This window comes from Asaia astilbis JCM 15831, assembly GCF_000613845.1.
Lineage (GTDB): Bacteria > Pseudomonadota > Alphaproteobacteria > Acetobacterales > Acetobacteraceae > Asaia > Asaia astilbis.
The window spans coordinates 194,016-220,777 of the sequence record NZ_BAJT01000002.1 but is presented as its reverse complement, the minus strand read 5'-3'; the positions used below and the strand labels follow the sequence as shown (position 1 = coordinate 220,777).

Genomic DNA, 26,762 nt, shown 5'->3' with positions numbered 1-26,762 from the left:
CGAGGCATATCCCACTGGAGAGCCTCAATGATTCCGCTTCCACGACACGCCGTTTCCATCATTGCGCAGAAAGGCATGGCGACACCCTTCCGCTTCCTGCTTTGCGCAAGCACATCGGCGGTCCTTGTCTGCGGGCTCGCCCCGATTGCGCTCGCGTCCGACGCGCAGGTGGGCATAGCGAAAGCGTCGTCCGGTCAGCGAGGCAAAGCAGCTGGGGCAAAGCATACGGCTCTTCCCTCAGGAGCGCAGAACGCTCGTGCCCGACACTCTGCCAAACCCGTTGCCGGACAAACGGAGACTCTGACCGTCAGTGCGGCGCCCCGGGCCGACCATCTGGTGGCTCAGGCGCAGAAAACGCCGCAATCGATTTCTGTCCTGACGGGCGACCGCCTTCGCGCCCTTGGCGTGACGGATATGCGCCAGATCAGCAATCTGACGCCTAACCTCTACCAGCTCGTGCGTCTGTCGGATACTCAGCCACCAATTACTTTATCCGGGGTATCGGTGAACTCGACCCGCAGGGTGAGCCTTCAGTGGGCACCTATATCGACGGTGTCTACCTGCCACGAAATCTGGGAACGATGCAGGAGCTTCTCGACGTCGAGGCGATCTCCATCAGTCGCGGACCGGTGGGCTTTACAGAAGGGCATCAGGCTGAGGGAGGTGCGGTGCGGATCACGACAGAAACCCCGACCAATCGTACCCATGTTGCTGCACTGGCCGGGTATGGCAGCTATAATGAGTACCGTCTGAGTGTCGCAGCGAGCGGGGCGCTTCTGAAAGACAAGATCTATGCCAGCATTGCCCTGAACCATCATGGCCGGGGCACGCTGGACCACAATTACACGCTCAATCGTGGTGAGAATAATATCGATTACAGCCAGGGGCGGGGCAAGCTGCGCTTTACGCCCAATGAGCGCCTCGACATTACGCTCGCTTTCGATGGCACCATCGATAACAGCCAGAACCGTGGGTATGGCAATTTGCTGAACCCCTATCGCTATGGGCTCTATTCGCGGGTCTATCCAAAAAACAGCTATAACGAAGCCGGTTTCACCGGAAACGTGAATTATATCATCAACTCCCATCTGTCGGTGCATGGTACGACCGGCATCAGGGGCTACGATACCAAAGGCGCTTACGATAATTTTGGCGATTACTATATTCGCTCCTCCCAGCTCCTCTCCTATCGTGATCGTGCCTACTCGCAGGATGTGCATCTCAAGGGCGATTACGGGCGGCTTTCTTTCACAACCGGGGCGTTCTTTTTCTACGAAGACTGGCTTACACAGCGGCGGGCCAATAACACCGCAGGTGCGCAGACCAACAACGCGAGCTTGATCCGATATCAGCCCGTTTATGCCGGGATCGACCAGTTGACGAGAAATTGGGCCGTCTATGGAGAGGCCCATTATCGCATCACGCCGACGCTCACGGCCACAGCCGGGCTACGCTTTAACTGGGAGAACCATTCGAACTCCGAGCAGCTCTCTTATCTCGTGGGGACGGCGCCTTATACACAGGGCGTCGCCAATAATCTGGCGACACTTTATTCAGCCGTGCCGGGCAAACAGGCCTGGACCGCAAGTGCGACGAAGAGCTGGACGCAAATCCTTCCCAAGGGAGCGCTGACCTGGCAGGCAACGTCGCGACTGATGCCTTACGTCTCTATTTCACAGGGCAGCAAATCGGGCGGGTTCGATTATCGCGCGCAGACGCCAACAGCCCTTGGCCGGTTGCAGGCTCTGCTTCCGTACAAGCCTGAGATCCTTACAACATACGAAATCGGTGCGAAGACGAAGCCGATCCCCGATGTCCTGACCGTCAACGGAGATTTCTTCTACAACGATTTTCAGGATATCCAGGTCACGACGCTCGATCCCGCAACTAGCCTCACCAGACGCTATAATGCGGGCAAGGGGCACTCCGTCGGGGCCGAGTTGGAAACCAGCGCACAGCTGACGAAGGGCTGGGAAGTAAACGGAACCGCATCGTGGCTTTTTGCCCAGCTCGATCGCTTCTCAGGCACGTTCAGTCAGGTGAGGTTGGCCAATGGGCAGACGCTGAACGGCGCAGCTCGGGCAGGCGGACCCTTGCCGTATTCGCCACGGTTCCAGATGCATGCCGAGACGAGCTACAGCTTCGCCGTGCCTCATGTGCCCGGTAACTGGCGCGTCGGGGCCGACATCGCCTATCAGTCCAGCCTCTTCACCGATGCATTGACCAATGCCCAGACCCGTCTGCCAGCCCAGACCTATGTCAATGCAATTGCCGCCTGGACCAGTGCCAATCGTCGCTGGACCGTGTCGGTCAATGGCAGAAACCTGCTCGACCACCGCTATCCTCAGACTTTGAGCTTCGTGCAGGGTGCGGGTGTCCCGGTTTATTACGCAGCGTCATTCAACGATCCGCGCACCATTTACGGATCGGTCGAATTCCGTCTCTAACCCCATTGATTGGGAAAGCTGAAGTCAGCCAACATTTAAACTCGTTTGTGCTGCCGATGAATAGCCGCTCCGATGATGAAGAATGTCATCACGGAGTAAGGCTCAATGCCCGTCAAATTCATCGGCTATATCGGCTTCAATAACAGCTCTGAAACCATCCATGGGGAGCGCGACCGCGCTCTTGATCTCGACTATGTCCGCTCCGCCCTGCGGGTGCAGGAAGAGGGCGGCTTCGACCGTGTTCTGATCCCGTTCGGCTCCAACACACCTGAGAGCCAGATCGTTGCTGCCTATGGCGCCGCCCTGACAACCAGACTTGGCTTTCTCGTCGCCCACAGACCCGGATTTACGCAGCCGACGGTCGCTGCGCGCCAGCTGGCCACGCTCGACCAGCTCTCGGGCGGCAGGGTTGCCGTGCATATCATCACTGGGGGGGCGGATGACGACATGGCGCGTGATGGCGATGTCGGAACGACCAAGTCAGAGCGTTACGCGCGTTCGGATGAGTATCTCGGTATTCTGCGACAGGAATGGACTGCGACGGCACCCTTCGATCACGAAGCGCCTTTTATCGCATCAGGAAAGCGCAGAGCGCCATCAAGCCCGATAACCTGCCGGTCTTCTTCGGAGGAACGTCCCCGGAAGCCATCGAAGTCGCTGGGCGCCATGCCGATGTGTACGCCACATGGGGCGAAACGCTGGCGGCAACGCGCGACACCATTACGCGGGTGCGGGCTTCTGCGGCACGTTATGGCCGTTCGCCCGGCTTTTCGCTTTCTCTGAGGCCGGTCATCGCTGCGACCGAGGCCGAGGCGTGGAAAAAAGCCGCTGATATTGTCGAGCAGGTTCGCGAAGCCCGGCTGCGTCTGGGATTACCGATCAAGGATCATGCGCCACCGAATGACGGATCGCGGCGTTTGCTGGAGACGGCGTCTTCGCTACGTCAGGATGAGCGTCTCTGGACAGGTGTGGCACAGCTGACGGGCGCAGCGGGGAATTCGACCGGGCTGGTCGGTACGCCGGAACAAGTGGCCGATGCCATGCTCGAATATTATCGCCTCGGCGTCGATCATTTCCTGATCCGTGGGTTCGACCCTCTAGGTGATGCAGAGATCTACGGCCGTGATCTCTTGCCGGTCGTTCGCGAAAAGATCGCGGCGTATGACGCGCTGAATCGTGCGGAAGCCAGCTGACACTGAACAGGGCGTGACCCGAGGCGATGAGTTTCAGCCGATCACCGGAGTAAAATCTGGTGATCGGGCCCTGTTGCAAGGTCTGGCAAAGGTTGAAGTGGGCCCAATGTTCCGGGTTTTCAGACGGTGCACATCCCGAACTGCCTTTCGATCAGGTGCATCTCTCCTATGATGCCCTTTGCCTGCTGTCAGGGTCTGGCCTGCCCTTTCTTCAAGGCAAGCATGACCTCGAAGACTCTGAAAACCTCTAACCGCACCGCCTCACACCAAAACGGAAAGCGGTTTCAAACAAGAGGGAAAACTTTGCAACAGTGCCGTCTGTGCCGCGCGTGGCGTCGTGCTGAGACCGGATTTTCCATCGGACATCCATGACCAGCAGGTGCTTTACCTGCAGCTATGGGCGCGCATGGTGGGTATTGCGGAGCTTCATGTAGCGCGAGCGGAAGCGACGTTGGACGATCCGGACGACGGCGCGCGACGACGGAATTATGCGCAGGATGCTGCTTCACGGATTGTGCAATGTCTGTGAAATGTGGGAGCCATGATCCTCGGGTAAACAGTCCTACCATATGCACTGGGTGGCCTGGCCGTTCTCACATAAAAGGAATCGTGCGATGAAACGTGAAGAGCTGACTGAGAAAATACTCGATGTCAAACGTGAAAACAGCTGGTCGTGGCGTCACATCTGCGACGAGATCGGAGGCATGTCCGACGTGCTGATCGTCGGGGCCCTTCTGGGACAAATGAAGCTCGTCAAGCCGCAGGCCGCCAGGGCAGCCGCGCTGTTCGGCCTGACCAAGGCCGAGCAAAACATGCTCAACGAAGTGCCCTATCGCGGCACAGGGACGCCGATGCCGCCAACCGATCCGCTGCTCTACCGGTTCTATGAAATGGTCATGGTCAACGGTCCAGCCTGGAAGGAATTGATCCAGGAGGAATTCGGAGACGGGATCATGTCCGCGATCGACTTCGATTTCGATTTCAAACGGGAAGCCAATCCGAAAGGTGACCGCGTCCGCATCTCGATGTCGGGTAAGTTTCTGCCCTACCGGTATTATGGTCACCAGCAAGGCGTACAGGAATATGGCTTTAAGGAAGACGATGAGGCCTGATGGTATGAGCCGGAATGCAACTTGATCGGCAGGTCTCACGCCATGCGCATCCCGGCGTCCGGCCAACAGCGGACAGGCGGTCAAGAATTACCTCTGCCGTCGGCTCTGTTATGTGCTGCAAGCGCTGGGGGTGCTGCCACGTCAGCTGAAGTAAGGTAAACGAAGCCCGGGAAACGGGTATTCAGGCGCCGAGACTGGTCGCACTGTTCCATTGGGCGAAAGCCCTGAGACGGTGGATGTGCCGGGAAAGAGGGCTGGTGACGGACGCGGACGGAACGAAGTGAGTTCTGATAGCGGAGAAGGTGGGGATGAAGCGCTGACATCCGTCCATTGAGTGGGAGTGCGGCATGATACATCCGCGTTTCGCAGGGGAAGATGACTGTTCTCTGCTCGATTGTTCAGCCCCTCGTGCGAGAGATGCTGGTTAGAGAGACGTATCTTGCGTCTCGCTGCTCCGTAGGTTTTGAGCTTGTCTGTGATCATGCGCATGGGCCGAAAACCCTACGGTTTTGAAAGTCTGACCAGTAAACGTTCGGCTTCCTAGGTGCCCCGACCGGTCTGCGGCATATTTTTGACAAGACGAAAGCTCAGCGGGAAGCGGAAATGCAGCCAAATCGCATAGGCAATGAAAACTCACGAGGAAATCGGCGTCATTTGTAGCGCGCAAATGACGCTCTCATCGCTCGCCTCTGACACGCCACAGTTAACGTGACAGCACCCAGTGCCACATTGTTGACGTTTCGTTATACTCCGCATTGATTTAACTCGTTTTACGGTTCTGTATTCGAAATGATTATTTCCGCTGTGTAACATGGCGAGAAAGACGAGAGACCGGTGCGATCCCCTTTTATTTTTGCAAGTTCAAGCGTCGTTCTCGGCGCCTTCGCAGTGCCTGCACTGGCCTCCGAAGATCCCTCTCTTTCAGCCGAGCAGGTTGTTGTCACCGGCACCCGGACTGCCGTGCGTGCTGCAAAAAGCATGGCACCGATTGCGATCTACAGCGCGACCGACCTGCGGCGAACAGGGCAGACAAGTTTGCGCACGGCGCTTGCAGCGCTCGACCCTTCGATCAACAACACACCGGGCTATCCGGGTCAGCTTGGTTTTACCACCAAGACGGCTTCGCTGAGGGGGCTGCCAGCCAATGAGACGCTCGTCCTCGTCAACGGCAAGCGCCGCCATACGATGGCATCGGTTTTCTACGGTGGCGCCATGCAGGGGCAGTCGCCCGTCGATCTCGATCTCATTCCCATGGCGGCCATCGATCATATCGAAATTCTAAAAGACGGTGCTGCCGCGCAATACGGCTCTGACGCCATTGCAGGCGTGGTCAACATCATCCTCAAGACTGCCGATCATGGTGGCCGTGCAGAGCTGGGTTATAATCAATACGGCTGGACCGTCGGGCCTCTCGGCGATTACGGGCGGGGCGGTAACCTGTCCTATAATCAGGGTTTCCATCTCGGGCCGAAAGGGTTCGTCAACGTGACGGCTGAATTCGTCGGCAATCAGGCGACGAATAACGCGGGCTACGTTCCGTATACTCAAGGCGGCAAGCCTGTGCTGCTCTATCCCTTGCTGGCCAATGGTAGTCAGGATCCTCGCGAGAAAGGGGATCGTTATCGCCAGATTTCTGGCCAGCCGGAGAGCCAGCGTCAGAGCGTGGCTTATAATCTCGAGCTTCCTCTGTCCTCAGCGGCGACGCTGTATTCCTTCGCGACCTATAGCCATCGGAGTATTTTCGCTTCCGCGTGGTATCGTCCGTCCAACTCCCAACAGAATATCCTATCGGTTTATCCCGATGGATATCTGCCGACGGACACGACCGACGATCAGGACTTCCAGTTCACGACGGGGATCAAGGGCGACAATTTCTTCGGATGGCACTGGGATGGAAGCGTTAATTACGGGCGTGATGCGGCCTCGGTGGGTATCCAGAACACGCTCAACAATTCCCTTGGCCCGACCAGCCCGCATAATTTCCACCTTCAGACGCTCACGAATTCGGAGCTGACCGCTGATTTCGACATCAGACGCGGTTTCAACACCGGTGTGTTCTCGAGGCCGTTGCAGGTCGCCGCTGGTCTTGAATATCGGTATAATGGCTATGACGTTGCCGCCGGAGACAGCGCCTCCTACGCCGATGGCGGTTATGTCTATCCTGCCAGCTATGTGTTTCCTCAAGCGAGTGTCGCATTGCCGGGAGCATCGGGCCTCGGGGCAACATCACAGTCTCAGGCCGGATCCTATTCTCGCATGAACGGGGCTTTTTACCTCGACCTGTCACAGGCAATCACGCGGGACTGGACGGTGGCGCTGTCAGGCCGTGACGAGCAATACAGCGATTTTGGCAATGCCTGGCAGGCAAGGTCTCAACCCGCTATCAGGCGACGCGCTGGCTGGCCCTACGTGGCTCGGCCAGTAACGGCTTTCATGCGCCGACGCTCCAGCAGGAACATTTCCAGAGCACGGCGCTGTATTACAGTATCCTGCCGAGCACGAACCAGCTGGTGCAATCCTACACAAATTATGCCTCTGTCGATAATCCCGGTGCGCGCGCACTTGGTGCGACCGCGCTCAAGCCGGAGACGTCGCATAATTTCAGCGTCGGTGCGGTCGCAACACCCTTGCGTCATCTCGATATCTCGCTCGATGCCTACCGGATCGATATCTTCAATCAGATCGTGCCGATTTCCGTCGCGGGCTCCGGTGTCGCAGGGCCTCGTGTCCTCCAATTGTTGCACGATGCCGGGGTCGTTCCCAATGACGGGCGCTATTACGGCTACACCTATGAGCGTAATGCCGCTCATACGAGAGCACTCGGGCTCGATCTGCAGGCGCATTACCTGTCCGATTTTGGGCGTTACGGTAATGTTTCTTGGACAGTGATGATGAACCAGCAGCAGCATTCGGTGCTTCGCATCAACCCGCTGAACGTCAATCTCGGCTCGGGGGTGAGCGGCCTGTTTCGTAGTCAGATCGGAAACATCACGACGCTCTATCCGCGCAACACGCTCCGTGCGATCGTGAACTGGAATTACCATCGCTGGACGACGACGCTGCGCCTGTCGCGCTATTCTGCGACCAAAGCATTGAGTGACAGAGGGGCAGCCTATGACGAAACCGTGGCTCCGGCGTGGCTTGTCGATTTTGACCTGACTTATCGGTTCTCCCACGGTCTGGCTGCGTCGATCGGAGGTACCAACGTCTTCAACCACCGGCCTCAGACGCTCAGTCCTCTGGCGCAGAGCGCAACGTCACTCCTGCAGGTCAATCCCAATTACAGCTCCGCCGCAATCTACGGCGCAGAAGGAGGTTATTTCTATGGAAAGCTCGCCTGGTCCTGGTGATTATCGCCTGATGCTCGGCCGACGGGCGCTTCTCGGCACAACGCTGGGTGCGCTCGCACTTTCATCGTCGCGCGCGCGTGCGGCTGCGGGACAACCTCTCCTTGTCGGAGACCAGAAAGGCGGTGTGCGCTCGCTTCTCTCGGCTGCCGGGGCGGCTGTACCGGCCACGTCGATCAACTGGGTGCTGTTTGCCGGTGCGCCAATGCTTATTCAGGCGATGACGGCGGGCGCGGTTGAAGTCGGGGCCATCGGCGATGCGCCCCTGGTCTTTGCTCAGGCTGGGGGATCGCCCATCCGGGCAGTAGCGGGTCTACGCACGGACGGAACCACAACCGCACTCGTCGTGCAGCGGGACAGCGCCATCCGGAGCATTGCGGATCTGAAAGGCAAGCGCGTTGCAACCCTTCGGGCACAGACCGGGCACTACCTGACGCTCGCAGCCTTGAGAGAAGCGGGCTTGCCCGATGATGCAGTAAATTTCGTCTTCATTCCGCCTACTTCGGCAAAGCTTGCCTTGCAGACCGGGGCGGTCGACGCCTGGGCGACATGGGGCCCTTATATCGCCGATGCCAAGATCAGCGACGGGGCCCGCGAGATTGTCAACGGCGGCAAATTGATGAGCGGACTAAGCTACATCGTCGCCAGACAGGACACCATCGCGGCCAGACCGGACGCGGTGGCGGCCTATCTGAGAGCCCTATCGGCCGGTTATCGCTGGATGGGCGCGCATGAGGATCTCTATGCAGCAACATGGGCGGGTGAGGTAGGGTTGTCCGTTCCGGTTGCGCGGGAGGTCGTCCGGGGAATGCGGGGCAGCATCGTCCCGCTGACACCTGAAGTTGTTACCGCCCAGCAGCATGTGGCCGATTTCATGGCTGCGACGCGCATGATCCCCTCGCATCTCGATGTGCAGGCGGCGATGGACACCAGTTTCCGTTTCTGACGATCTTCGGCAAGAGAGGACAGAGCCGTGGCATTCAAGCGTCGCTTTACCTTAGGAGCTTATCTCTCAGGCGGCGCTGTCAACGGCGATGCGTGGCGTGACCCCAGTGCGGATATCGACGCCGATCTCGTCTTCGAGCGGTACCGTGACTATGTGGCTCTTCTGGAAAAGGGCCGGTTCGACGCCATCTTTCTGTTCGACACGGTAGGGACCTTGCCCGACCCGGCGACGTTTGAGCGTGACCCGGGTATTCCGCGTTGGGACACGTTCATGCTGCTGGCAGCACTTGCAGTCACGTCACGGCATATCGGGCTGATCGGCACGGCCAACACGACCTATAACGAGCCTTACAATCTGGCCCGTCGGGTGGCATCGCTTGACAGGTTGAGCAAGGGCCGTGCGGGCTGGAATGTCGTGACGGGCACGGGCGGTGGCGAAAATTTCGGCCATGACGCGCATGTCGCTCATGCTGATCGCTACGTGCGGGCAGAAGAGTTCGTCGATGTCGTCACAGGGCTATGGGATAGTGTCTCACCCGACGCTATCCACGAGACCGCGAGACGGGGCAGTGGCTCGATCCATCAGGATTACGGCCTCTCAATCATTCCGGTCCACATTTCCGTGTTGCAGGTCCGCTGAATACGCCGCCGACAGTCCAGAGACGCCCCGTTTTGGCACAGGCAGGGGCCTCAGGCCCCGGTGTCGCTCTGGCGGCACGGATCGGCGAAGTGATCTACACCGCAGCCTGGGATGTGGACGCAGCCCGTGACTACCGTTCTCTGCTTCTCGAAAAAGCGGCTGGTTTTGGGCGTGGCCCGGAGCATCTGCGGATCCTGCCCGGTCTTGCTCCTTTTATCCGCCCTACGGAGGCGGACGCGCGGGCCGCTTTCGAGGCTTATCTCGGCCACCTCGACCAGGCGGAGACGCTGCGGGCCCTGTCACGTTACGCCAGTCTCGGGATCGATCTCTCCGTCTGGCCCGAGAACAAGCCGATCGTGATCGGGGAGGTTGCGGGCACGAATTCCCATAAAAGCAGGCAATCGTTGATCGTCGACTGGATCCGCCGTCAAAAACCCTATGTGCGCGACGTTTTGCGGACATTTACCAGAGGCGGACACCGGATCATCGTCGGCACGCCCAGAAGCGTAGCGGATGATATGGAAGGCTGGTTCAGGTCCGGCGCGGCAGACGGTTTCAACATCATGTTCACCTCCGCGCCCGATGGCATACGCGATGTCGTCTCTCTTTTATGCCCCGAGCTGCAAAGGCGAGGCCTGCTGCCAGAGGGCTATGAGGGAGGGAGCCTGCGCGAGACTCTCGGGCTTGCATGATAGCGGTCCGGTGCTTCGGAAAATTACACTCAGCCCTTTCGTACCTTCGGTCAAAGCCGGAAGCGTTTGAGCGTTTCCGATGCAGGCGCATCGCTTGACCATGAGCGCGTCGCTCTTTCGCTTCATTCGCGCCGTCGCAGGTGAAAGGGCCGCTCAGGGGTCATGATCCAGCTTGGCGGCAATAGGCGCCCAAGGCCTCCGCAAGAAACTGCATCAGTGTGCGGATGCTCGGGACATTTCGAAGATCCCGATGGGTGACGACCCAGAAAGGAAGAGTGGCCGGAACATAATCCGGCAGAACTGGAAGGAGCTCCGGATAGCCGGAGGCGAGGGGCGCCTGAGAATAGCCAATCCCGACACCCGCCCTTAGTGCTGCGAGCAGACCGATATCGTCGCGACAGCTGAACGCGGGCGTCAATCCGAGTGCAGCCAGTTCGGGGATGTCGCGCAAATGAGCCGTCGAGGCGATCAGGCGGTGTCGTGGCAGGTCTGCCAGAGAGGAGGGCGGACCATGTTTCTCCAGATACTCACGATGGGCGAAAAGCTTGATCGGTACCGTGCCGATCCTGCGGCCCCAAAGTTCCTGCTGCATTGGCGCTGTGTGGCGTATTGCGATATCGGCCTCGCGCTCGAGCACGTTCTCAGTGGTCTCGCTCAGTGAGAGCGTCAGTCGGAGGGCAGGATGAGAGTTGTAAAAGGCCGAGAGGAGAGGCGGCAAAATAGCGGTGCCAGTAATCTGGCTCGCTGTGAGCGTGAGGGCGGTCGTCTCGGTTGAGCTGCCCGACCTTGCCAGTCGTTCGAGCGTTTCGGCCTGATCGATCATGGAGGCGGCAAGGGTCATGAGAGACCTCGCATGCTCCGTCGGGATGAGGCCGGATCGGGATCGGGAAAACAGGGTGTGACCGATCTGGGCTTCCAGCTGAGCGATCTGACGGCTCACCGTTGGCTGCGTTGAGCTCAGGGCGCGCGCGGCCCCGGAAAGGGAGCCTGCACGACACGCGGCGGCAAAGCTCCGCCAAAGATGCAAATCGATCTGATCCATACAAAAATGTAGAGAAACTCTTCCCTGTTTCGCAATGGGTAAGCTCTGGAGAACACCTTAATTTCTGGCTCTTCGATGCCTTAAAATACGCCTCGAATGCGTGTTCTGGGCTCTTCAGGAGAAACTTACTTGGTCAGATTTCTTATTCCGAGCCGTGATATTGCAACACATATTGAGATCAAGGCTTCCCCCGCGCATGTATGGAGGGCGCTTACGGAAACATCGTCATTCCCCAACTGGAACCCTCTTTTCTGCGAACTGACCGGCTCGCTGAAAATCGATCAGACACTGACTGTGCGATTGCGGGGTAACGGGAATAGGCGCGGGATGGCTTTTCACCCGAAAATTCTCTCGGTCGTGCCCGAACGACGTCTGATATGGGTCGGCAAGCTACTGGGGCTCCCCGGGCTCTTCACAGGAACTCATGAATTCGAGCTTATTCCCACCGATATGGGAACATTGTTTCGCCAGAGCGAGGCCTTTTTCGGCATCATGCTCTGGTTCTTCGATGTTGAGACGGTTCGGTCGGGGTTTATAGAAATGAACGAAGCACTCAAAACCCGTGCCGAGAGTTTGCAGTGATCGAGAGCGAAAGCCGTCTTTTTGTTGCGAGACGCTGAAGCGCTGAGAAGATAAAATGCGCTCCCCCGGTTTCAGCCAAGGGAGTTTTGGCGCCTCACAGTTCGAGACGCGCGCTCAGCGTTGCCGTTCTGGGCGCACCGGGGAAGAGGCCACGATTACCGCGGCTGACCCAGTATTGAACATTGCCGATATTCTGCGTTCCTGCTCGCAAGGTCAGCTTGTGCCCGCTCAGATGGGCGACGTAGCTCGCTCCGACATTGCCGACGATGTAGGAGGGAAGCCGGAACGTATTGGCGGCGTCGAGCCAGCTCGATGAAACGTAGTTAAACCCTGCCGAGAAGACGAAAGACTTGATGAAAGGTGGCGCATAATCTGCGCTGAATGCAGCCTGAAAAGGCGCAACCGCTTCAAGTTTGCGCCCGGCATAACCGGCGGCGGCCTTCACATAGCGTGCATCGAGGTAAGTCAGGCTTCCACCCATCGTCAGATCTCTCGTGGCCTGCCAGCCTGCCGATGCCTCAACACCCTGATAGCGAGAGATACCGTCCTGCACGTAATAGTTCTGCGCGTTGGTGTAGGCTGCCCCGGTGTCGAGACGGTAAACTGCGAGCGTGCCGCTCCATCGTTTTTTCTGGATCTTCAGGCCAAGCTCATATTCCTCACTGCGGATCGGGCCAAAAACCTGCATGTAATTGACGTTGGTCGAGCCTGCCTGACCGCCTGCCTGCATGGCCTCGACATCGCTGAAATAGAGATTGATGTCCGGTTCAGGCTTGTAGGAAAGCGAGACCAGGGGCGTCACCGGATTGTTGCGATGCGCAGCGGTCGTGCTCCCCGAAGGCAGGTAATCATTCTCATGATAATCGGTATATCGGGCGCCGGCCATCAACGACCAGCGATGCCAGCTTATCGTATCCATCCAGAAAGGCGCGAGCTGAAGGTAATCAACATAGCGATAAAGCCGGGGGTTGTAAGCCGTTGCGTTGGTCAGCGTGGGGCGGTTGACATGGATATTGCCGTATTCCTTCAAAGGCGCAGTGCCGGACGCTGCATCGGCGTCAAAAAGCTGTCGCAGCCAGGTCAGACCAATTGTGACGTCATGTCTGAAGGGGCCGGTTGTGAAATGACCATCTACCGAAGCATTGACCTGATGATAGGTCAGCACGCGCGTCTGCTGGAAACTCTGGTTGTAGTAATTCCCGGTCGGGCTGGTGAAAGTGACCTGATTGGAGGGAAAACGCTCATCCAGATGCGTAAAGCCGTAGACGATGGATGCTTTCCAGTTTGGGGCGATATCCCAGTCCAGACCCGTGCTGAAGCGTTTCAGATCGTTCGTCTTCCATGACCCTGCGGCTCCGAAAGGCGCCCTGCCACTGATCGTTTCCAGCGACGTCAAGCCGTTTGCAACGGCGACACCGTTCACCATGCCTTTTTGCAGGGTATTCATGTAAAAACTGCTGAAATTCCAGTGCAGGGAGTCCGCCAGGCGCACGCGTGTCGTAAAGGAAAGCGACAGATTGCGGACGAAGCTCTGATTATACTGATCTCCAACTTCGCTCCCAAACGAAAACCGGGTCTGGATGGCATGGGCGTGATCGAGTGATCCGCCGAGATCGAGCATCTGACGAAAGACGGCGTCGGATCGATATCCTGCCTCGGCTGCAATCTGGCGGTCCTCAACCGGGGCCTTGAGCTGGTAATCGAGAACGCCGCCCGGCGAGCCGAACCCGTACATGAAGGCCGACGCGCCTTTGACGAGCTGCAAACGGTCGATATTCGCCAACGGAATATCGATATACCAGTAAGGGATCGCGAGACCGTCGATCTTGTAGCCATTGGTCCAGTCGAGATTCAGCCCGCGCACACGAAAACTCGACCCTGACGCCGTCGAGCCGCCATTCGAATTTTCCTGAATGCCGGGTTCGTAGCGGAAAACATCGTTGATGTCGGCGGCCTGAAGCTTCTGGATTTGCGCAGCGGATGCCGAGGCGACGGCAAAGGGCGTGTCGAGCTCGGAGCGCGTTCCCAGAATTCCAAGCGAGACTTTGCCGGCCAGCCTTGGCGTTCGGGCGTTGGCATGGACTGTGACCGTCTCTGTGCCTGTCTTGGCAAGAACAGGTTTTTTCCGGCTTTCGTCCTTGCCGTGTGATTGCGTCCTGTCATGCGCCTTTCGATCCGGTGCCGCCTTGTGGACGGGCGCGGCATAAGCAAATGCAGGAGATCCAAGGGCAAGGACCACAAGCGATGCAGTCTTGCCGCGACGTGCACGAGTTGAAGCGGTGCCGCGAGGGGTGTCAGGTCGCTCAGCCATGGGGGGAGTGCGCCTTCTCTTTCGCGACAAGTTCTCTGACAATCGGGATAAGATCGTGCCCGTAGGTCTGGGCGTCACGCAACGGTCGAAGCTCGAATGAGAAAAGTGCCAATGCCGAGCCGGTAATAGGCGAGAAGGGATTCAGCGACCTGAGAGGCGGTGCCGACGAGTGACGTCGAATTCCAGCGACCACCCGTTGCCCGAGTCACGCCGGTCCAGAGACGCGAATCATGACGGTCTCCCCGAGCGGAGAGCGCCTGCAGACGTCTGGAGCCCTCATTGGTCGGCAGGCCCTTCAGCTCGGGTGAGACGCCAGCTGTGTCGAGGGCGCTCGGTGTCGGAAGCTGATCGATCTGTTTCTGACGCTTCAGAATCTCTTCTTCAATTGCCGCTGCCCGCTCCCATGCCTGGGATTCCGTCTCGGCGATGATGGGACTAAACGAGATTGAAAAACGAGGGAATCGGTGGTGAAGAGCGGCGGCATTGCGCACGCGCTGGATGAGTTCCTTCGTCCCTTCAAGGGTTTCGCCCCAAAGTGCATAAGCATCGGCCTGTCGCGCTGCGACCTCTATCGCCTCGTCGGACGCCCCGCCGAAATAGATGGGTATGCCTTCTTGACGATAGGGTTTGACGTCGGAATGCGCTCCCTCGAGATGATAGTGAGCGCCGCTATGGTCGAAGGGCTTATTGGATGTCCATTCCCGGCGTAGCACTTCGAGATATTCAGCCGTTCGGGCGTAGCGCTCTGTCTTGGTCAGGTAATCGCCATCGGCCTTGAGCTCCTGATCGTTGCCGCCCGTGATGACATGCACGGCAACGCGGCCCTTGCTCAGATGATCGAGGGTGGCGAATTGCCGCGCGGCGAGGGTAGGGGCGGTGAAACCGGGCCTATGGGCGATCAACAACCCGAGTTGCGTCGTGACAGAGGCCGCATGCTGGGCGATCAGAAGGCTTTCGGGCGAACTCGAATGGAAGGCGACCAGAGCGCGGTCGAAGCCCGCGCGCTCGTGCAGCAGGGCTGTTGCGGCAATATATCCGGTATCGACTTCCGGCCCGGAGGGAGAAATGGTTTCGCTTTGCTCACGCGCCGACACGTAGCCGATGAATTCGACAGACATTGATTTTCCGACATCAGTTTTTAGATGTCAAACCATGTCGTGTTTTCGCTTGGGGTTTTAGCGAGTATTGCTCAATAGTCTCATAACTGTTCTTCAAGAGGGTTTTCTTGCGCGTGCGAATACATCGCCCATGCGCCAGTGCTCGTTGCGGTAACGGGGGTCTTCAGCCAGCTTCCCCAGCCTGAGTCGCGACGATAATCCCCGGGCGGCGTGAGAGTGTCGGGCGAAGGGACATGGCCAGTCGCATCAGGATGCACGTAGAGGGCGTCTGTCTCGCAATAAAGTTCGCACAAAAAGCAGGTCTGGCAGTCCTCCTGTCGCACGATCATCGGGACTGCCCCCGATGACGGCTCGAAGACGTTACTTGGGCAGATCGAAATGCAGGTGCCGCATCCTGTGCAACGCTCCGCCAAGATGAGCTCGATCATGAGAACGCCTCTTCTCGCCAGCTACGGACCTCGTTCAGTCCTCCGCTCAGAACGTGATAGGGTTTGACGGGCTCTTTCAGCTCGGGCTCATCGGCACGGCGATGCATGCCGAGGCTCTCTGTTCGCTCCAGCGCGCTCGAGGTGCACCACCGTGCTACGGCAAGCATTGCCTGCGTTTCGCGGTCACGCTTCAGATTTTGCAGGCTTGCGTCAGCAGGCGAGGGGGCACTCTGACTCCACAGCGTATCGAGTGTCGTGAGAGAGCGCTTCAGATGCGATGCCCTTCTGGAAAGCTGACGAGACGCGTCCAGCATCTCACGCTGCACGCCTGTGCGGATCGCGCGGTGGCTCTCAGAAGAAAAGGCGGCTGAAGTTTTGGGCTTGGCCCTGCCAGGCAGGTCCAGCCTTCGGGGCGTCCTGCGATCGGTAGAAAGAGCAGCCTCCGCCGCGAGGCACCCGGAGGCCAGCGCCCATGCGGCGTTGACGGCGCCGCCACCACTGATCGGCCCTGTGACGGCCTCGCGCGAGGCGATGTCACCTGTGGCGAAGAGCCCCTCAAGACCGCTCTCGCAGTTGGGGCCGGCCAGTTTGATGCCGCCCACACCGCGGATCGTTCCCTCGCCGACAAGATCAATTTCGAAACGATCCTTGAATGGATCGATGCCCTGACGTCTGAACGGCAGCATCACATTGGGTGAAATGAGAGGGAGTTGCGCCCTGATGTCCTGAGGGACACGGCTCAGATCGCAATAGACCGGTCCGGCTGCCAGAGCTTCGGCGAGGCCAAGAGAGGCCTGACCCTGAGCATCTGGTGCAATCTCGCGGCCATGCGTGTCGAAATAGCGGGCAAAGCTGTAGATCATGGAACGGGACATGGTGGTGTTCTTGGGTACGACGCTGAAGATCGAGGAGAATTCCATGCCGGAGAACTGCGCACCGAGTTCCGCAGCCATAAAATGGCCGTCGCCTGTGTTATTGGCGGCGCCGAGCAGGCGCGACTGAAAGGCGCAGCCGCCTGAAGCGAGAATAACGGCGTTCGCCCGGGCTCGATAAAGGCCCTGAGTACCCTGCAGATGGGCACCGAAGGCACCGGCTACGCGGCCTGTTGAATCCCGCAGCAATGACAGGACGGGGCTGTGGTCGAAGATTGTCACCCCCATTGCAAGGCAATAGCGGCGCAAGGCGTTGAGATATTCAGGGCCACGCAGGGCGTTCAGACGTATTCTGTTATCATCGTCAGGTTCGTAAGCGTAATAGCGGCCGATATCGGGCAAATTCTGCCAGGTGCGCTCGATGATGCGATGCATCCACTGACCGTCGCCGAGACCTTTTGCTTTGGAGAGGCGGGCGGCGACGGCGTCTTCTCTGGCGCCAGGCAAAGGAGGGACCCACCAATGGCCTGGACCAGCAGGGGCGGCCACGCCCGATGTGCCGCAATAGCCTTTTTCAAAAAGACTGACCTTCGCGCCCGAGCGCGCTGCCGTCAGCGCAGCCCAGCAGCCGGAGAGCCCTCCACCCAGAACGACAAGATCAGCGGCATGGTCGTGTAAGGCGTGAGGCAGCGCCTTTTGGTTCATGGGGTGAAGCCGGTGTCGAACGCCTGAGCGAGAGGCGCTTTTACGTCGATCAGATGGGCCTGTTTATAGGTGTCGATGACATGCGCCTCTTCGGCGATGGTCGCCGGGGTGATGGCAGCGGGTATCGTGATCTGTTCGCGCGCGACCTTGGTTGCAACACCCACGGGCAGACCGGTCTGACGAGAGAGAAGCGCGGCAAACTCGTCCGGGTGTGAGCTGCTCCACCCGTAGGCCTGGGTAATACGCTTGAGCAGCGCCTGTATCTGGGCCTTCTTGCCCGCGATTGCCGCGTTGCTCGCAACCATCAAACCATTATTGGGCATCACACCCTGTCCGTCCGCCACAACGCGAGCGCCGGTCTGGGCTGCCGCGAGCGTGATGTAAGGCTCCCAGGTTGCCCAGGCCTCCACCGCGCCTGAATCCAGTGCCGTTTTGGCCTGGGACGGGGGGAGAAAGACGTAGGCAGGTCGGAGAGCCGTCCCGTCCTGCAGCAGACTCAGCGCCAGAAGATGACCGATAGAGCCACGGCCCGTGGCGATTTTCTTTCCTGCCAGATCCTTGAGGTTGTGGATCGGGCTGTCTTTCGGGACGACGATCGCCGTCATATGGCCGCCGCCGCGCGGCGGAAGCAGCAAAACCGCCCGTGCCGGGATCCCTGCGGCCCATGCAAATAGATAGGGACCATCCCCTGCAATGCCGATATCGACAGCCCCGGCACCCATTGCCTGAAGCAGCGGGGCGGCCGCATCGAACTCGACCCAATGCAGATCGAAACCGATATCCTGATCCACATGCGCAGCCTGTAGAAGGGCTCTGAGCACCCCGCGTTGATCGGCCACAATCAGGGGATCAGAGGCATAAGCAGGGCCAATTCCACAGCTCAAAGCCGCAAAAGTCGCGAGAAATGCACGCGTGACGCGCTGCGGGAATCTGGCTCGAAGGCGGAAAAGGTCTGAAATCATGAAGAATTTCTGAGACATACGCGGACGATGAGGGAAGCAAATAACGCTTAAGGTCGATATATGAAAAATTTAACTGACGAGAGCGATATTTTTATCTAACCTCAGTATATATCACTTTTAAGGAATGTGGAATGGTCGAGCTGGTCATGAACCTGTTTCCCGCACGCGCGTCGATGCGCCCGACGGGGCTCCGATTTGGCGGGTTCCTGTCGCTCTGCCGTCGCTACCTGTCGGTGATCGTTCTTCTTGTCTTGTGGCAGATCGGGGCGCAGGCGGGATTAATCCCCACGCGTCTGCTCGCATCGCCGATCCAGATTCTTGAGACTGCCTGGTCTCTGACACTCGACAAGACACTGCCTCAGAATTTGCTGGTGTCGCTCGGTCGGGCCGCTGCCGGGCTTGCTCTGGGTATTGGCATTGGTGTCGTTCTGGCTCTCATCGCAGGGCTTTCGCGTCTTGGTGAGGATCTGGTCGATGCGCCGATGCAGATGGCACGCACGTTGCCAGCCCTTGCGCTCGTTCCTTTGTTTATTCTCTGGTTCGGCATTGGCGAGCTGCCCAAGATCCTGCTCGTCGCGCTCGGTGTGAAGTTTCCTGTTTACCTCAATCTTTACAAGGGCATCCGGGGGATCGACCCCAAGCTTCTGGAACTCGCCAAGACGCTGGGTCTGTCACGCTGGAAGACCATCCGAGATATCGTCATCCCCGGCGCATTGCCGGATCTGCTGGTCGGCATTCGTTTTGCCGTGGGCATTTCATGGCTGATGCTTGTCGTTGCCGAGCAGGTCAATGCAGAGAGCGGCATCGGGCACATGATGATGGATGCTGAAGACTTCCTTCGGACAGACATCATTCTGGTCGGCCTTGCGGTTTATGCGGTTCTTGGTCTGCTCTCGGACCAGCTCGTGCGCCTTGCGGAAGGACGCCTTCTTGTCTGGCGCGGCCGTCGCCTGCCGAATGGGGGAACACGCTAATGGCCGTTGCTTCAGCGCTGCGCCCTGACGTTGATACTGCGATTGCAGATAACGCGGTCAGCATCCGTCACTTTACGCGCCGTTTCGGGGAGTCGACGGTTCTTCGCAACCTGAACCTCGATATTGCTCCGGGTGAATTCGTCGCTCTTCTGGGCCATAGCGGCTCGGGTAAATCGACTCTACTCAGAGCGCTTGCAGGGCTCGACCCAGTTGACGAAGGGCAGATCCAGCGTCCCAAAAACGTCTCGGTCGTGTTTCAGGAGCATCGCCTGCTCCCCTGGAAGAGCGTGCGAGACAATGTCACGCTCGGGCTCGACGGGAAAGAATGGGATCAGCAGGCAGGCACCATTCTGCAGGAAGTGGGTCTCGGTCACCGCACGGAAGCATGGCCTCTGACTCTTTCTGGCGGTGAGGCGCAGCGCGCAGCTCTGGCGCGTGCGCTCATTCGTGAGCCCCAGCTCCTGATGCTGGACGAGCCTTTTGCCGCTCTGGATGCACTGACGCGTCTGCGCATGCAGAAACTGGTGCTCGATCTCTGGAAAAAGCACAATTGCGCGGTTCTTCTCGTGACGCATGACGTCGACGAGGCACTTGCTCTCGCAGACCGCGCTCTGGTGCTTGAGCGCGGTGAAATCCGTACAGAAGTCGAAATCCCGATGGCCCGCCCGCGGCGTCACGCAGATCCTGCCTTCGAGGCGCTGCGTGAGCGCCTCCTCGGCGCGCTTGGCGTCTCGGTCTGACGCAACGCTCCCTTAAAGGAGCGTGCTCACGGCTGGTGCATTCGGGATCAGGCCCGCCTTCTGAAGGCTGTCAGCGAGGTGGGTCTGCTCCGCCACCATGCCGGAATCCATCGGATGAAAACCGAAATGACGCGTGGACAGAGCGTGTCTGACAGCGTCCAGCGCAAGACCTGTTTCCTTGGCAAAGATCTGGGCAACGGCATCCTTGTTCGCCATGGCCCAGACATCCGTCTGCGCGATGGCATCGGATAGAACCGGGATCATATCCTTTCTCTGCTCGGCGAAGGGTTTGCTGAGGAGGAAAAACTCGCGATTGGGGACAATGTCCTCAGCCGTTGTGAGGATGCGTGTCTCGTCGTTCAGGGCGCTTGAGAGATAGGGATCCCAGATCGCCCACGCATCGAGATGGCCGTTCTCGAACGCCGCGCGCGCGGCAGGCGGTGTCAGATAGCTGACATGAATATCGTGGATGCTGAGACCGGCTTTGCGCAAGGCCTCAAGTAAAAACCAGTGGACATTTGACCCGCGGTTGAGCGCGACATGTTTGCCCTTGAGGTCGGAAACCTTCTGGATCGCGCTGTCTTTGAGAACGAGGATTGCCTCGGCGTCCGGAGCCGGTGGCTCATAGCCGAGATAGACCAGTCCGCCGGGTTGGGATGCTTCTGCAAAGACGGGAGGGGCATCGCCTGTCTGCCCGAGATCGATTGCCCCTGCAGCGAGAGCCTGAAGAAGCTGGGGGCCAGCCACAAACTCTGCCCAGCTCACGGTGACACCCTTAGACGCAAGCGCTTTTTCCAGAAGCCCGAGATGCTTCGTCAGAATAAGCGTGCTGTATCGCTGGTAACCAATTCTGATTACCGATGCGGCCCGAGGGGAGCGTGGCAAGAGTGCAGCCGCGCCAATCGCCGCCAAAGCGGTTCTTCTCGTCAGGTTCATTCGTTCAGGACTCCCTGTTACGTGTCAGGGAGTCGATACCCCGTCACGATTGGTGTGGGATAGCTATATCACGAGATTTGTGGGTTGTTTTACAAATTCGCGATCATGAATGGGTGAAACTGCGAGCACATTTTGCGAGATAGAGAACCTGATCGGCTGGCGTACACCCCGGGCCTCGTCGCCTCGGTAGCGGCTTCCCCTCCCGCTGACCGGGAGGGGATTTCGAGCAGCTTAGAAGTCGCTCGACAGGGTTGCGAGTGCCGCGAAGGGCGAGGCGATCTTGTAGGTCGGGACCGATCCGGAAACCGTCTTGCCGAAGACACCCGTTGTTGCCTGAGCGTTCGCCTGCGGAGACTGGATCCAGTTCAGGTAGCGGTTGTCGCTGATGTTCTGAAGATTCAGACGCAGAACCGGGCTCTTGAAAATGCTGACCTTCGGGAAACGGTAGCCGAGGCCGACATTCATACGCACATAACCGGGAATACTCTGGTCGTTCATGAATGTTGCATACTGGCGCGCCACGTATTTCAGGTTGAAATTGGCGAAACGCGTGCCGTCGTCGTAATCGAGACCAAAGCCGACCTGCCAATCCGGAGCCTGCGGCGCCTTCTTGCCTTTGCTGCGCACATAATCGGCACCGGCACCCGACCCTGCAGGAAGGTTGCTGTCCGTCACCGCATGAAGATACTCAACCGAGACATACGGGCGGATATTGTGGATCGGACGCGTGCCGATTTCCGCATCGAAGCCATCGGAATGCATGCCGCCCGCATTGATGTTGGTCGTGTAGAACGAGCCGGAGATGCCGTCCTGGACGGACTGCGTGTAGAGACGGTTCGTGAAGTTGTAGTGGAAGTAGGTGAGCGAGGTCGAAATCAGATCGTCCTGATAGCGCCAGCCGGCCTCTTCAGAGATCGAGATTTCGGCTTTCTGGTCCGGATTGGCCTGTGTCGAATAAAGACCGGTTCTCTGGTTGAAGCTGCCAGCGTCGTAAAGCGCATAGTTCTGCGGCATACGGAAATTCGTCGCCACCGAGACAAAGATCTGATTATGGCTGTCGATCTTGTAGCGCACGGCTGCCGTTGGCAGGGCCTGGTTGTAATTGGTCGACACGTATTTATTGCGTGTGTCCGGCAGATAGTTCGTTCCCGAACGCTTGACGATCGAATATTTCAGACCCGCATCGATTGTGAGCTTGCCATGCAGAAGGGACAGGCTGTCACCGATAAAGGGCGTGTGAACCTGTGTCTGCGTCAGCGTGTTGCGGTACTGGGCCTTCTCACCGTTGCTGAGCACAACGTTGTTCGAATCACCCCACTGGCTGAGCGGCGTTCCATCGGCTCCGACAAAGCTGTACGGCGCAGACTGCCGCTGCTTTGCGTATTCGAACCAGTAACCGATCATCAGACGGTTGATGCCAGTCGTTAGTGTCAGCTTGGTGGTCGCACCCGGACGGTAGGTCTCCGTCAGAGACGGGTTGTAAAGCACCTGCATGCCCTTGCCAGCACCGTTGACCGTCCCGGCCAGCGTCTGCTTGCCGTAAACAAACTTGGACATGTCGGTATACTGGGCCCCACCGCCATTACCGTAGCCGTACCAGAAATACGGGGTTTCTGTCTGGACGAGATGGTCGTTCAGCTTGAACGTCGAAGGCATTGACGCATAGATATTGGTGAACGGGTTCGGCCGCGTCTTGTAGTAATTGACCGCTCCAGCGCGCGCAGGCGTGTAGAAGTTCGCGTCATAGACCGTGTTGACCGGGTCGCCTGACGCGAGACCGCTGCCGCCGATCGGGTTCTTGAAGCCGGTTCCCCACTTGTCCCAGCTCGCTTTGGAGACATTGGGATAGGCGTTGTTCTGGATGTTGTTGCCAACGACGGCCAGCGAGACGCGGTTGCCGTCGCCCCAGTCGTTCACGATCTTCATTTCGCCGTGCTTCTTGTTGTCCCAACCCGGGCCGCGCCAATGATCCTGACGTCCCTGAGAGTAGGAGAAATAAGCGCGCAGATTGGTGGAACCGATCTTGCCGGTATCGAAACGCAGGAAGCCACGCGTGGCGTTGAACGACCCGTAGGTGACGTCGACCATGCCTCCCATCTTGTTCTTCGGGTCGATCATGTACATGTCGACGACGCCGCCAGAAGAGCTGATATGCGGGCTGTCGAGATCGGCCGAGCCCTGGGCCAGGCGGATCGTCTTCAGGTTTTCGGCATCGACGATTTCCTGCGGATAAACCGCAAAATTACCGATATCGTTGATCGGGAAGCCTTCAAGCGTGAAGCCCATCTGGGATTCAGTCAGGCCGCGCACCGAGAGATTGCCTCCTGTCATGCCCAGCGGATCGGTATCCGACACATTGGCGCCCGGAAGAAGCGCGATGAGCTGCATCGGGTTAAGAGCCGGATTTTGCTTTGCAATGTAATCACGCGTCACGGCAGACACTGATTTCGGGCTGTCAGACGGCGTCATGAGGCCGCCACCGAAAGCGCGACGGGTCACGCCATCACCATAAGTATGGCCTGTTACTTCAATGCGCTCGTCAGTAGGCGCCGTGGCACCCAGCATCGAAGGGGCAATGGTCTCGTTCGACCCGGCGCTCTTCTTGCCGGTCTGTGCGGCACCGGCAGCATTGGCCTTGCCAGAAGCGTGTCCGCCCGGCTGGGTCTCAGCGTGAGCGACGGGGAGGAGCGAAGCCATCAAAGCCGTGGTGGCGAAGAGAAGCGCCGTGCGTGAAAACATTCTGTTGATCTTCCGAACCAGAAACCGAAGGTCAGCAACGTAAGGTTACAATGTCGGGCGCCAGTTCAGCGAAAAACGGGCGAGATCCCGTGTTTTCAGCCTTTGACGTCATGACATTTGTCACTGTTAAGGGTCTGTTTACGGATTTAGATATGACAGCAATGTGAAATGAAAAGCGTCGGAACGTCACAGCCACGGGCTATGTCAAAAATGCCACAATCGACACATTTGGTCACAGTTCGTTGAACTGATCCGTTCCGGTCAGCCAAAGAGGCCGGTTTTCATGCCGGTTGCGCGGAACCGTCAAAGCCGGAGGAGGGATCGGCCAAGGGAGGACGCGTGTCGAAGGGAAGATCTCCCGCGCTCATGGCAAGCATCGCGAGTGCCATCTCGCGCTCTCCCATGATGACATGATCGGCACCCAGTTCTTTCAGGTGCTCGACGGCGCTATCGAAATGCGCCCGCGCGATGATCGTCAGGTCCGGGTTTGCTGCTCTGGCCTGAGCGATGATCTGACCAGCCTCGAAGGGCTCGGGAATGGCGACCATGAGCAGCCTTGCCTTGTCGAGATTCATTGCTTTCAGCGTTCGCGCTTCGGCGGCATTGCCGAGAAGAAGCTCTATTGTTTCACTGGAGGCGAAGGGATCAGCCATTTTACCGGTCTCGACAACCAGAACAGGCCAGCCGCTTTTTGTCAGTCCCTCGACCACCAGCCGCCCTACACGTCCGCAGCCGACCACGATGGCATGATCGACGAGCTGTGTCGGAACCGGGGGAGGAAGCAAAATGCCCGCTTCTTCCTTGCACGAGACGGGGGGTGTGACGGTGTGGCGGGTAATCCAGGCTTCGATCTTCTGGGTTGCGATCAGAATGAACGGGTTGATCAGGATGGAGAGGATCGAGGCGCGAGAATCAGATCCTGCCCACGGGCATCGAGAACGCCCATCTTGATGCCCAGTGCGGCAAGGATAAAGGAAAACTCGCCGATCTGGGCAAGGCCACTGGCAATGAAAAGAGTGGTGTTCCAGGGCTGCCTGAGCGTTCTCAGGATGATGATGACGGCCAGCGGTGTTCCGACGAGAATGACCAGAACCGTGAGCAGGAGAGGGAAGGGCTGCCTGATCAGAACAAGCGGGTTAAAAAGCATGCCGACGGAGATGAAGAACAGCACGGCAAAGGCGTCACGCAGCGGGAGTGTTTCAGCAGCAGCGCGGTGTGAGAGCTCGGACTCACTCAGCACCATGCCGGCAACGAAGGCACCGAGCGCAAAGGACACATCGAACCACTCGGTTGCGATAAACGCGACGCCCAGAGCCAGAGCAAGCAGGGCCAGCCGGAAAAGCTCGCGGGAGCCTGTATGCGCCACGTAATGGAGAACCGCTGGGATGACGCGACGCCCCACGACCAGCATAAGCGCCATGAAGCGGCGACCTTGCCAAGGGTGAGAGCAATGGTGAGCAGGAGACCCGGCACGTCGATCGCTTCATGCGCGCCACTCTTCATGAGCGGTGTGAAAAGCGGAAGCAGAACCAGCGCGAGAACGGTCACCAGATCCTGAATGACCAGCCACCCCACGGAGAGTCGGCCGCGCTCAGTCTCGATAAGGCGCTGTTCCTGTAGCGTCCGCAAGAGAACGACGGTACTTGCGACACTCAGGGCGATGCCGAAGATGATGCAGGCGCCCAGCGACATTCCGAGCATCCAGGCGACACCCGCTCCGATCGAGACCGAGGCAACGACCTGAAGCAGGGCACCCGGGACGGCAATGGCACGCACAGAGATGAGATCTTTGAGAGAAAAATGCAGTCCGACGCCGAACATCAGGAGAATGATGCCGATTTCCGAAAGCTCTGATGCGAGGGGCTGATCGGCGACGAAGCCGGGGGTGAAGGGCCCGACGCAATCCCAGCAAGAAGATAGCCGACCAGAGGTGAGATGCGGATCCGCTGAGCGATCGTACCGAGAATGAAGCGAGGCCAAGTCCAATGACGAGGATACCGATCAAGGGGGCGTCGTGACTCATTGGAACTCGGTATCCCGACCTGGAGACAGAAATGGTTGATTGCCAGACCTTCTGCGATCGACCGCAGCTTTGCAATCAGACGTTCGGTGATATTTGATATCAATCCAAGAGCGTCTGTCCGCCCTACCGTCCCTGTGTCAGAGATGCCAAGGGTCGTTACGCAAGGGGGCGGCGATGAGACCTCTCGGCTTCGTGATCTTTTGTCCGTCTTGAGCCTCTGTTCGGTCTGAACGGGGCGAGTATTCAAGTCCCGGGACGACGCTCTACGATCCCGATAGTGAAGGGCGCGCCATGAAACGGTTTTTGTCGTGCGATGTGTGCAGGCGACGATCATCAGCGTCAGAAGAGCAGGATTTCCTGTTTATTCGTTATCTTGGGATCGGCGGAATTTTATGCACCAGATTTCTGGGAGTTGTCTCGAATAAAAACCATTACTTTATCGAAATCTGAACAGCGTAAATAGAGTGAAATTTGCCGCGTTGGACTGATCGTTACGATGGTGATGGTGTTTATGAGCGAGGTCCACTTGTCAAAAAAATTATTACTGGCAGGATTGGTGTCGTCGTGGTGACCGGAAAGGAGAATGAATGACCAGTTTGATCCCGGTCGATGTCATCACACAAAGCTTGGCAAGGGGCGACTTGTCTTCGTCTCTCGGAAAAGGCTGTTTCCTGCCGTGAATGGTCTTCTCTCTCTCCGTCAGCTTTCAAACATGAGAGTTGCCAGTTTCATAAGCTCAGCGGGTGTCACACATCGTGTCGAAATCGTTGAAGCTAAAGAGCCTCCACTCGAAGAGGGGGCATGTCATGAAGCACGATTTCATGCCGAAAAATCTGCCTTCGTTATGGATCCGTTTCAGATGCGCGAAGATAACCTCCAGGCTTCATTTTCGTGGGCTCAGCGCTTATCCGACATCGGGAAAGTCTCGGGCTGGTCATGCCGCAACCGGTTCTC

19 protein-coding genes and 3 pseudogenes are annotated in these 26,762 nt (G+C 58.3%); 11 read left to right on the top strand and 11 right to left on the bottom strand.

Going from position 1 to position 26,762, the window contains the following annotated elements; all coding sequences use genetic code 11:
- The first annotated feature begins 533 nt into the window (after nt 1-533).
- From JCM15831_RS16010 to JCM15831_RS22230, 8 genes and pseudogenes are all read left to right on the top strand, one after another.
- Nucleotides 534-2,447: a TonB-dependent receptor gene (locus JCM15831_RS16010; RefSeq protein WP_051528253.1), complete on the top strand. Its 1,914-nt coding sequence runs from the start codon at nt 534-536 to the stop codon at nt 2,445-2,447.
- Nucleotides 2,448-2,552: 105 nt separating this feature from the next.
- Nucleotides 2,553-3,640, top strand: a pseudogene (locus JCM15831_RS16005) (LLM class flavin-dependent oxidoreductase).
- A gap of 614 nt (nt 3,641-4,254) precedes the next feature.
- Complete coding sequence (gene cynS / locus JCM15831_RS02400) at nt 4,255-4,752, top strand: cyanase (RefSeq protein ID WP_025822470.1); 498 nt, start codon at nt 4,255-4,257, stop codon at nt 4,750-4,752.
- Nucleotides 4,753-5,730: 978 nt separating this feature from the next.
- Nucleotides 5,731-6,021 (top strand): annotated as a pseudogene (locus JCM15831_RS22245) (TonB-dependent receptor plug domain-containing protein); the annotation flags it as partial.
- Nucleotides 6,022-7,088: 1,067 nt separating this feature from the next.
- The gene (locus JCM15831_RS22240) at nt 7,089-8,102 is read left to right on the top strand and encodes a TonB-dependent receptor domain-containing protein (protein ID WP_306301806.1); all 1,014 of its coding nucleotides are present in this window, start codon (nt 7,089-7,091) and stop codon (nt 8,100-8,102) included.
- Nucleotides 8,077-9,045, top strand: a complete 969-nt coding sequence (locus JCM15831_RS02390; protein ID WP_051528252.1) for an aliphatic sulfonate ABC transporter substrate-binding protein — start codon at nt 8,077-8,079, stop codon at nt 9,043-9,045. Before JCM15831_RS22240 ends, JCM15831_RS02390 begins: the two co-directional genes overlap by 26 nt.
- A 27-nt stretch (nt 9,046-9,072) precedes the next feature.
- A complete protein-coding gene (locus JCM15831_RS22235; RefSeq protein WP_232227947.1) occupies nt 9,073-9,684 on the top strand; it encodes an LLM class flavin-dependent oxidoreductase in 612 nt (203 codons plus the stop codon).
- A gap of 32 nt (nt 9,685-9,716) precedes the next feature.
- On the top strand, nt 9,717-10,376 hold the full coding sequence (locus tag JCM15831_RS22230) for an LLM class flavin-dependent oxidoreductase (RefSeq protein WP_373277598.1): 660 nt from the start codon (nt 9,717-9,719) through the stop codon (nt 10,374-10,376).
- Nucleotides 10,377-10,536: 160 nt separating this feature from the next.
- Here the strand turns inward: JCM15831_RS22230 and JCM15831_RS02375 are convergent, their stop codons facing one another.
- Nucleotides 10,537-11,418 (bottom strand): LysR family transcriptional regulator, encoded by an 882-nt coding sequence (locus tag JCM15831_RS02375; RefSeq protein WP_025822466.1) that lies wholly within the window; start codon nt 11,416-11,418, stop codon nt 10,537-10,539.
- A 129-nt stretch (nt 11,419-11,547) separates the two neighbouring features.
- Here JCM15831_RS02375 and JCM15831_RS02370 point away from each other — a divergent pair, with 129 nt between their 5' ends.
- Nucleotides 11,548-12,000 (top strand): SRPBCC domain-containing protein, encoded by a 453-nt coding sequence (locus tag JCM15831_RS02370; protein ID WP_051528251.1) that lies wholly within the window; start codon nt 11,548-11,550, stop codon nt 11,998-12,000.
- Between the two features lie 94 nt (nt 12,001-12,094).
- Here the strand turns inward: JCM15831_RS02370 and JCM15831_RS02365 are convergent, their stop codons facing one another.
- The 5 genes from JCM15831_RS02365 to JCM15831_RS02345 all read right to left on the bottom strand — a co-directional run bounded on the left by JCM15831_RS02365 (nt 12,095) and on the right by JCM15831_RS02345 (nt 18,396).
- Complete coding sequence (locus JCM15831_RS02365; RefSeq protein ID WP_025822462.1) at nt 12,095-14,311, bottom strand: TonB-dependent siderophore receptor; 2,217 nt, start codon at nt 14,309-14,311, stop codon at nt 12,095-12,097.
- 74 nt (nt 14,312-14,385) lie between these two features.
- A complete protein-coding gene (locus JCM15831_RS15985; protein WP_456303421.1) occupies nt 14,386-15,429 on the bottom strand; it encodes an LLM class flavin-dependent oxidoreductase in 1,044 nt (347 codons plus the stop codon).
- 80 nt (nt 15,430-15,509) lie between these two features.
- Nucleotides 15,510-15,857 (bottom strand): 4Fe-4S dicluster domain-containing protein, encoded by a 348-nt coding sequence (locus tag JCM15831_RS15980; protein ID WP_232227946.1) that lies wholly within the window; start codon nt 15,855-15,857, stop codon nt 15,510-15,512.
- Nucleotides 15,854-17,434: an FAD-dependent oxidoreductase gene (locus JCM15831_RS02350; RefSeq protein WP_025822460.1), complete on the bottom strand. Its 1,581-nt coding sequence runs from the start codon at nt 17,432-17,434 to the stop codon at nt 15,854-15,856. The genes JCM15831_RS15980 and JCM15831_RS02350 overlap by 4 nt, the downstream gene beginning before the upstream one ends.
- Nucleotides 17,431-18,396: an aliphatic sulfonate ABC transporter substrate-binding protein gene (locus JCM15831_RS02345; RefSeq protein ID WP_025822458.1), complete on the bottom strand. Its 966-nt coding sequence runs from the start codon at nt 18,394-18,396 to the stop codon at nt 17,431-17,433. Before JCM15831_RS02345 ends, JCM15831_RS02350 begins: the two co-directional genes overlap by 4 nt.
- 173 nt (nt 18,397-18,569) lie before the next feature.
- Here JCM15831_RS02345 and JCM15831_RS02340 point away from each other — a divergent pair, with 173 nt between their 5' ends.
- Entirely contained in the window at nt 18,570-19,370 is an 801-nt protein-coding gene (locus JCM15831_RS02340; protein ID WP_035773720.1) for an ABC transporter permease, read from the top strand.
- Nucleotides 19,370-20,110 carry an ABC transporter ATP-binding protein gene (locus JCM15831_RS02335; RefSeq protein WP_025822454.1) on the top strand — a complete coding sequence of 247 codons (741 nt, stop codon included), beginning with the start codon at nt 19,370-19,372 and terminating at the stop codon, nt 20,108-20,110. The genes JCM15831_RS02340 and JCM15831_RS02335 overlap by 1 nt, the downstream gene beginning before the upstream one ends.
- Nucleotides 20,111-20,122: 12 nt before the next feature.
- On the opposite strand, the gene JCM15831_RS02330 is transcribed toward JCM15831_RS02335, so the two are convergent.
- The 5 genes and pseudogenes from JCM15831_RS02330 to JCM15831_RS23200 form a co-directional block, all read right to left on the bottom strand.
- Nucleotides 20,123-21,046: an aliphatic sulfonate ABC transporter substrate-binding protein gene (locus JCM15831_RS02330; RefSeq protein WP_025822452.1), complete on the bottom strand. Its 924-nt coding sequence runs from the start codon at nt 21,044-21,046 to the stop codon at nt 20,123-20,125.
- Between the two features lie 231 nt (nt 21,047-21,277).
- Complete coding sequence (locus JCM15831_RS02325) at nt 21,278-23,785, bottom strand: TonB-dependent receptor (RefSeq protein WP_025822450.1); 2,508 nt, start codon at nt 23,783-23,785, stop codon at nt 21,278-21,280.
- 281 nt (nt 23,786-24,066) lie between these two features.
- Nucleotides 24,067-24,570, bottom strand: coding sequence for an NAD-binding protein (locus JCM15831_RS22225; protein WP_025822448.1), 504 nt, complete (start codon nt 24,568-24,570; stop codon nt 24,067-24,069).
- Nucleotides 24,571-24,668: 98 nt separating this feature from the next.
- The gene (locus JCM15831_RS23205; RefSeq protein ID WP_269530277.1) at nt 24,669-25,196 is read right to left on the bottom strand and encodes a cation:proton antiporter domain-containing protein; all 528 of its coding nucleotides are present in this window, start codon (nt 25,194-25,196) and stop codon (nt 24,669-24,671) included.
- Nucleotides 25,197-25,294: 98 nt separating this feature from the next.
- A pseudogene (locus tag JCM15831_RS23200) lies at nt 25,295-25,765 on the bottom strand (cation:proton antiporter domain-containing protein); the annotation flags it as partial.
- Nucleotides 25,766-26,762: the final 997 nt, after the last annotated feature.

What these genes read in the sequence shown, in the direction of transcription:
- cynS (WP_025822470.1), top strand. Translation starts at nt 4,255, where the DNA reads ATGAAACGTGAAGAGCTGACTGAGAAAATACTCGATGTCAAACGTGAA.
- JCM15831_RS02390 (WP_051528252.1), top strand. Translation starts at nt 8,077, where the DNA reads ATGGAAAGCTCGCCTGGTCCTGGTGATTATCGCCTGATGCTCGGCCGA.
- JCM15831_RS02375 (WP_025822466.1), bottom strand. Translation starts at nt 11,418, where the DNA reads ATGGATCAGATCGATTTGCATCTTTGGCGGAGCTTTGCCGCCGCGTGT.
- JCM15831_RS02365 (WP_025822462.1), bottom strand. Translation starts at nt 14,311, where the DNA reads ATGGCTGAGCGACCTGACACCCCTCGCGGCACCGCTTCAACTCGTGCA.
- JCM15831_RS15985 (WP_456303421.1), bottom strand. Translation starts at nt 15,429, where the DNA reads ATGTCTGTCGAATTCATCGGCTACGTGTCGGCGCGTGAGCAAAGCGAA.
- JCM15831_RS15980 (WP_232227946.1), bottom strand. Translation starts at nt 15,857, where the DNA reads ATGATCGAGCTCATCTTGGCGGAGCGTTGCACAGGATGCGGCACCTGC.
- JCM15831_RS02350 (WP_025822460.1), bottom strand. Translation starts at nt 17,434, where the DNA reads ATGAACCAAAAGGCGCTGCCTCACGCCTTACACGACCATGCCGCTGAT.
- JCM15831_RS02345 (WP_025822458.1), bottom strand. Translation starts at nt 18,396, where the DNA reads ATGATTTCAGACCTTTTCCGCCTTCGAGCCAGATTCCCGCAGCGCGTC.
- JCM15831_RS02340 (WP_035773720.1), top strand. Translation starts at nt 18,570, where the DNA reads ATGCGCCCGACGGGGCTCCGATTTGGCGGGTTCCTGTCGCTCTGCCGT.
- JCM15831_RS02335 (WP_025822454.1), top strand. Translation starts at nt 19,370, where the DNA reads ATGGCCGTTGCTTCAGCGCTGCGCCCTGACGTTGATACTGCGATTGCA.
- JCM15831_RS02330 (WP_025822452.1), bottom strand. Translation starts at nt 21,046, where the DNA reads ATGAACCTGACGAGAAGAACCGCTTTGGCGGCGATTGGCGCGGCTGCA.
- JCM15831_RS02325 (WP_025822450.1), bottom strand. Translation starts at nt 23,785, where the DNA reads ATGTTTTCACGCACGGCGCTTCTCTTCGCCACCACGGCTTTGATGGCT.
- JCM15831_RS23205 (WP_269530277.1), bottom strand. Translation starts at nt 25,196, where the DNA reads ATGCTGGTCGTGGGGCGTCGCGTCATCCCAGCGGTTCTCCATTACGTG.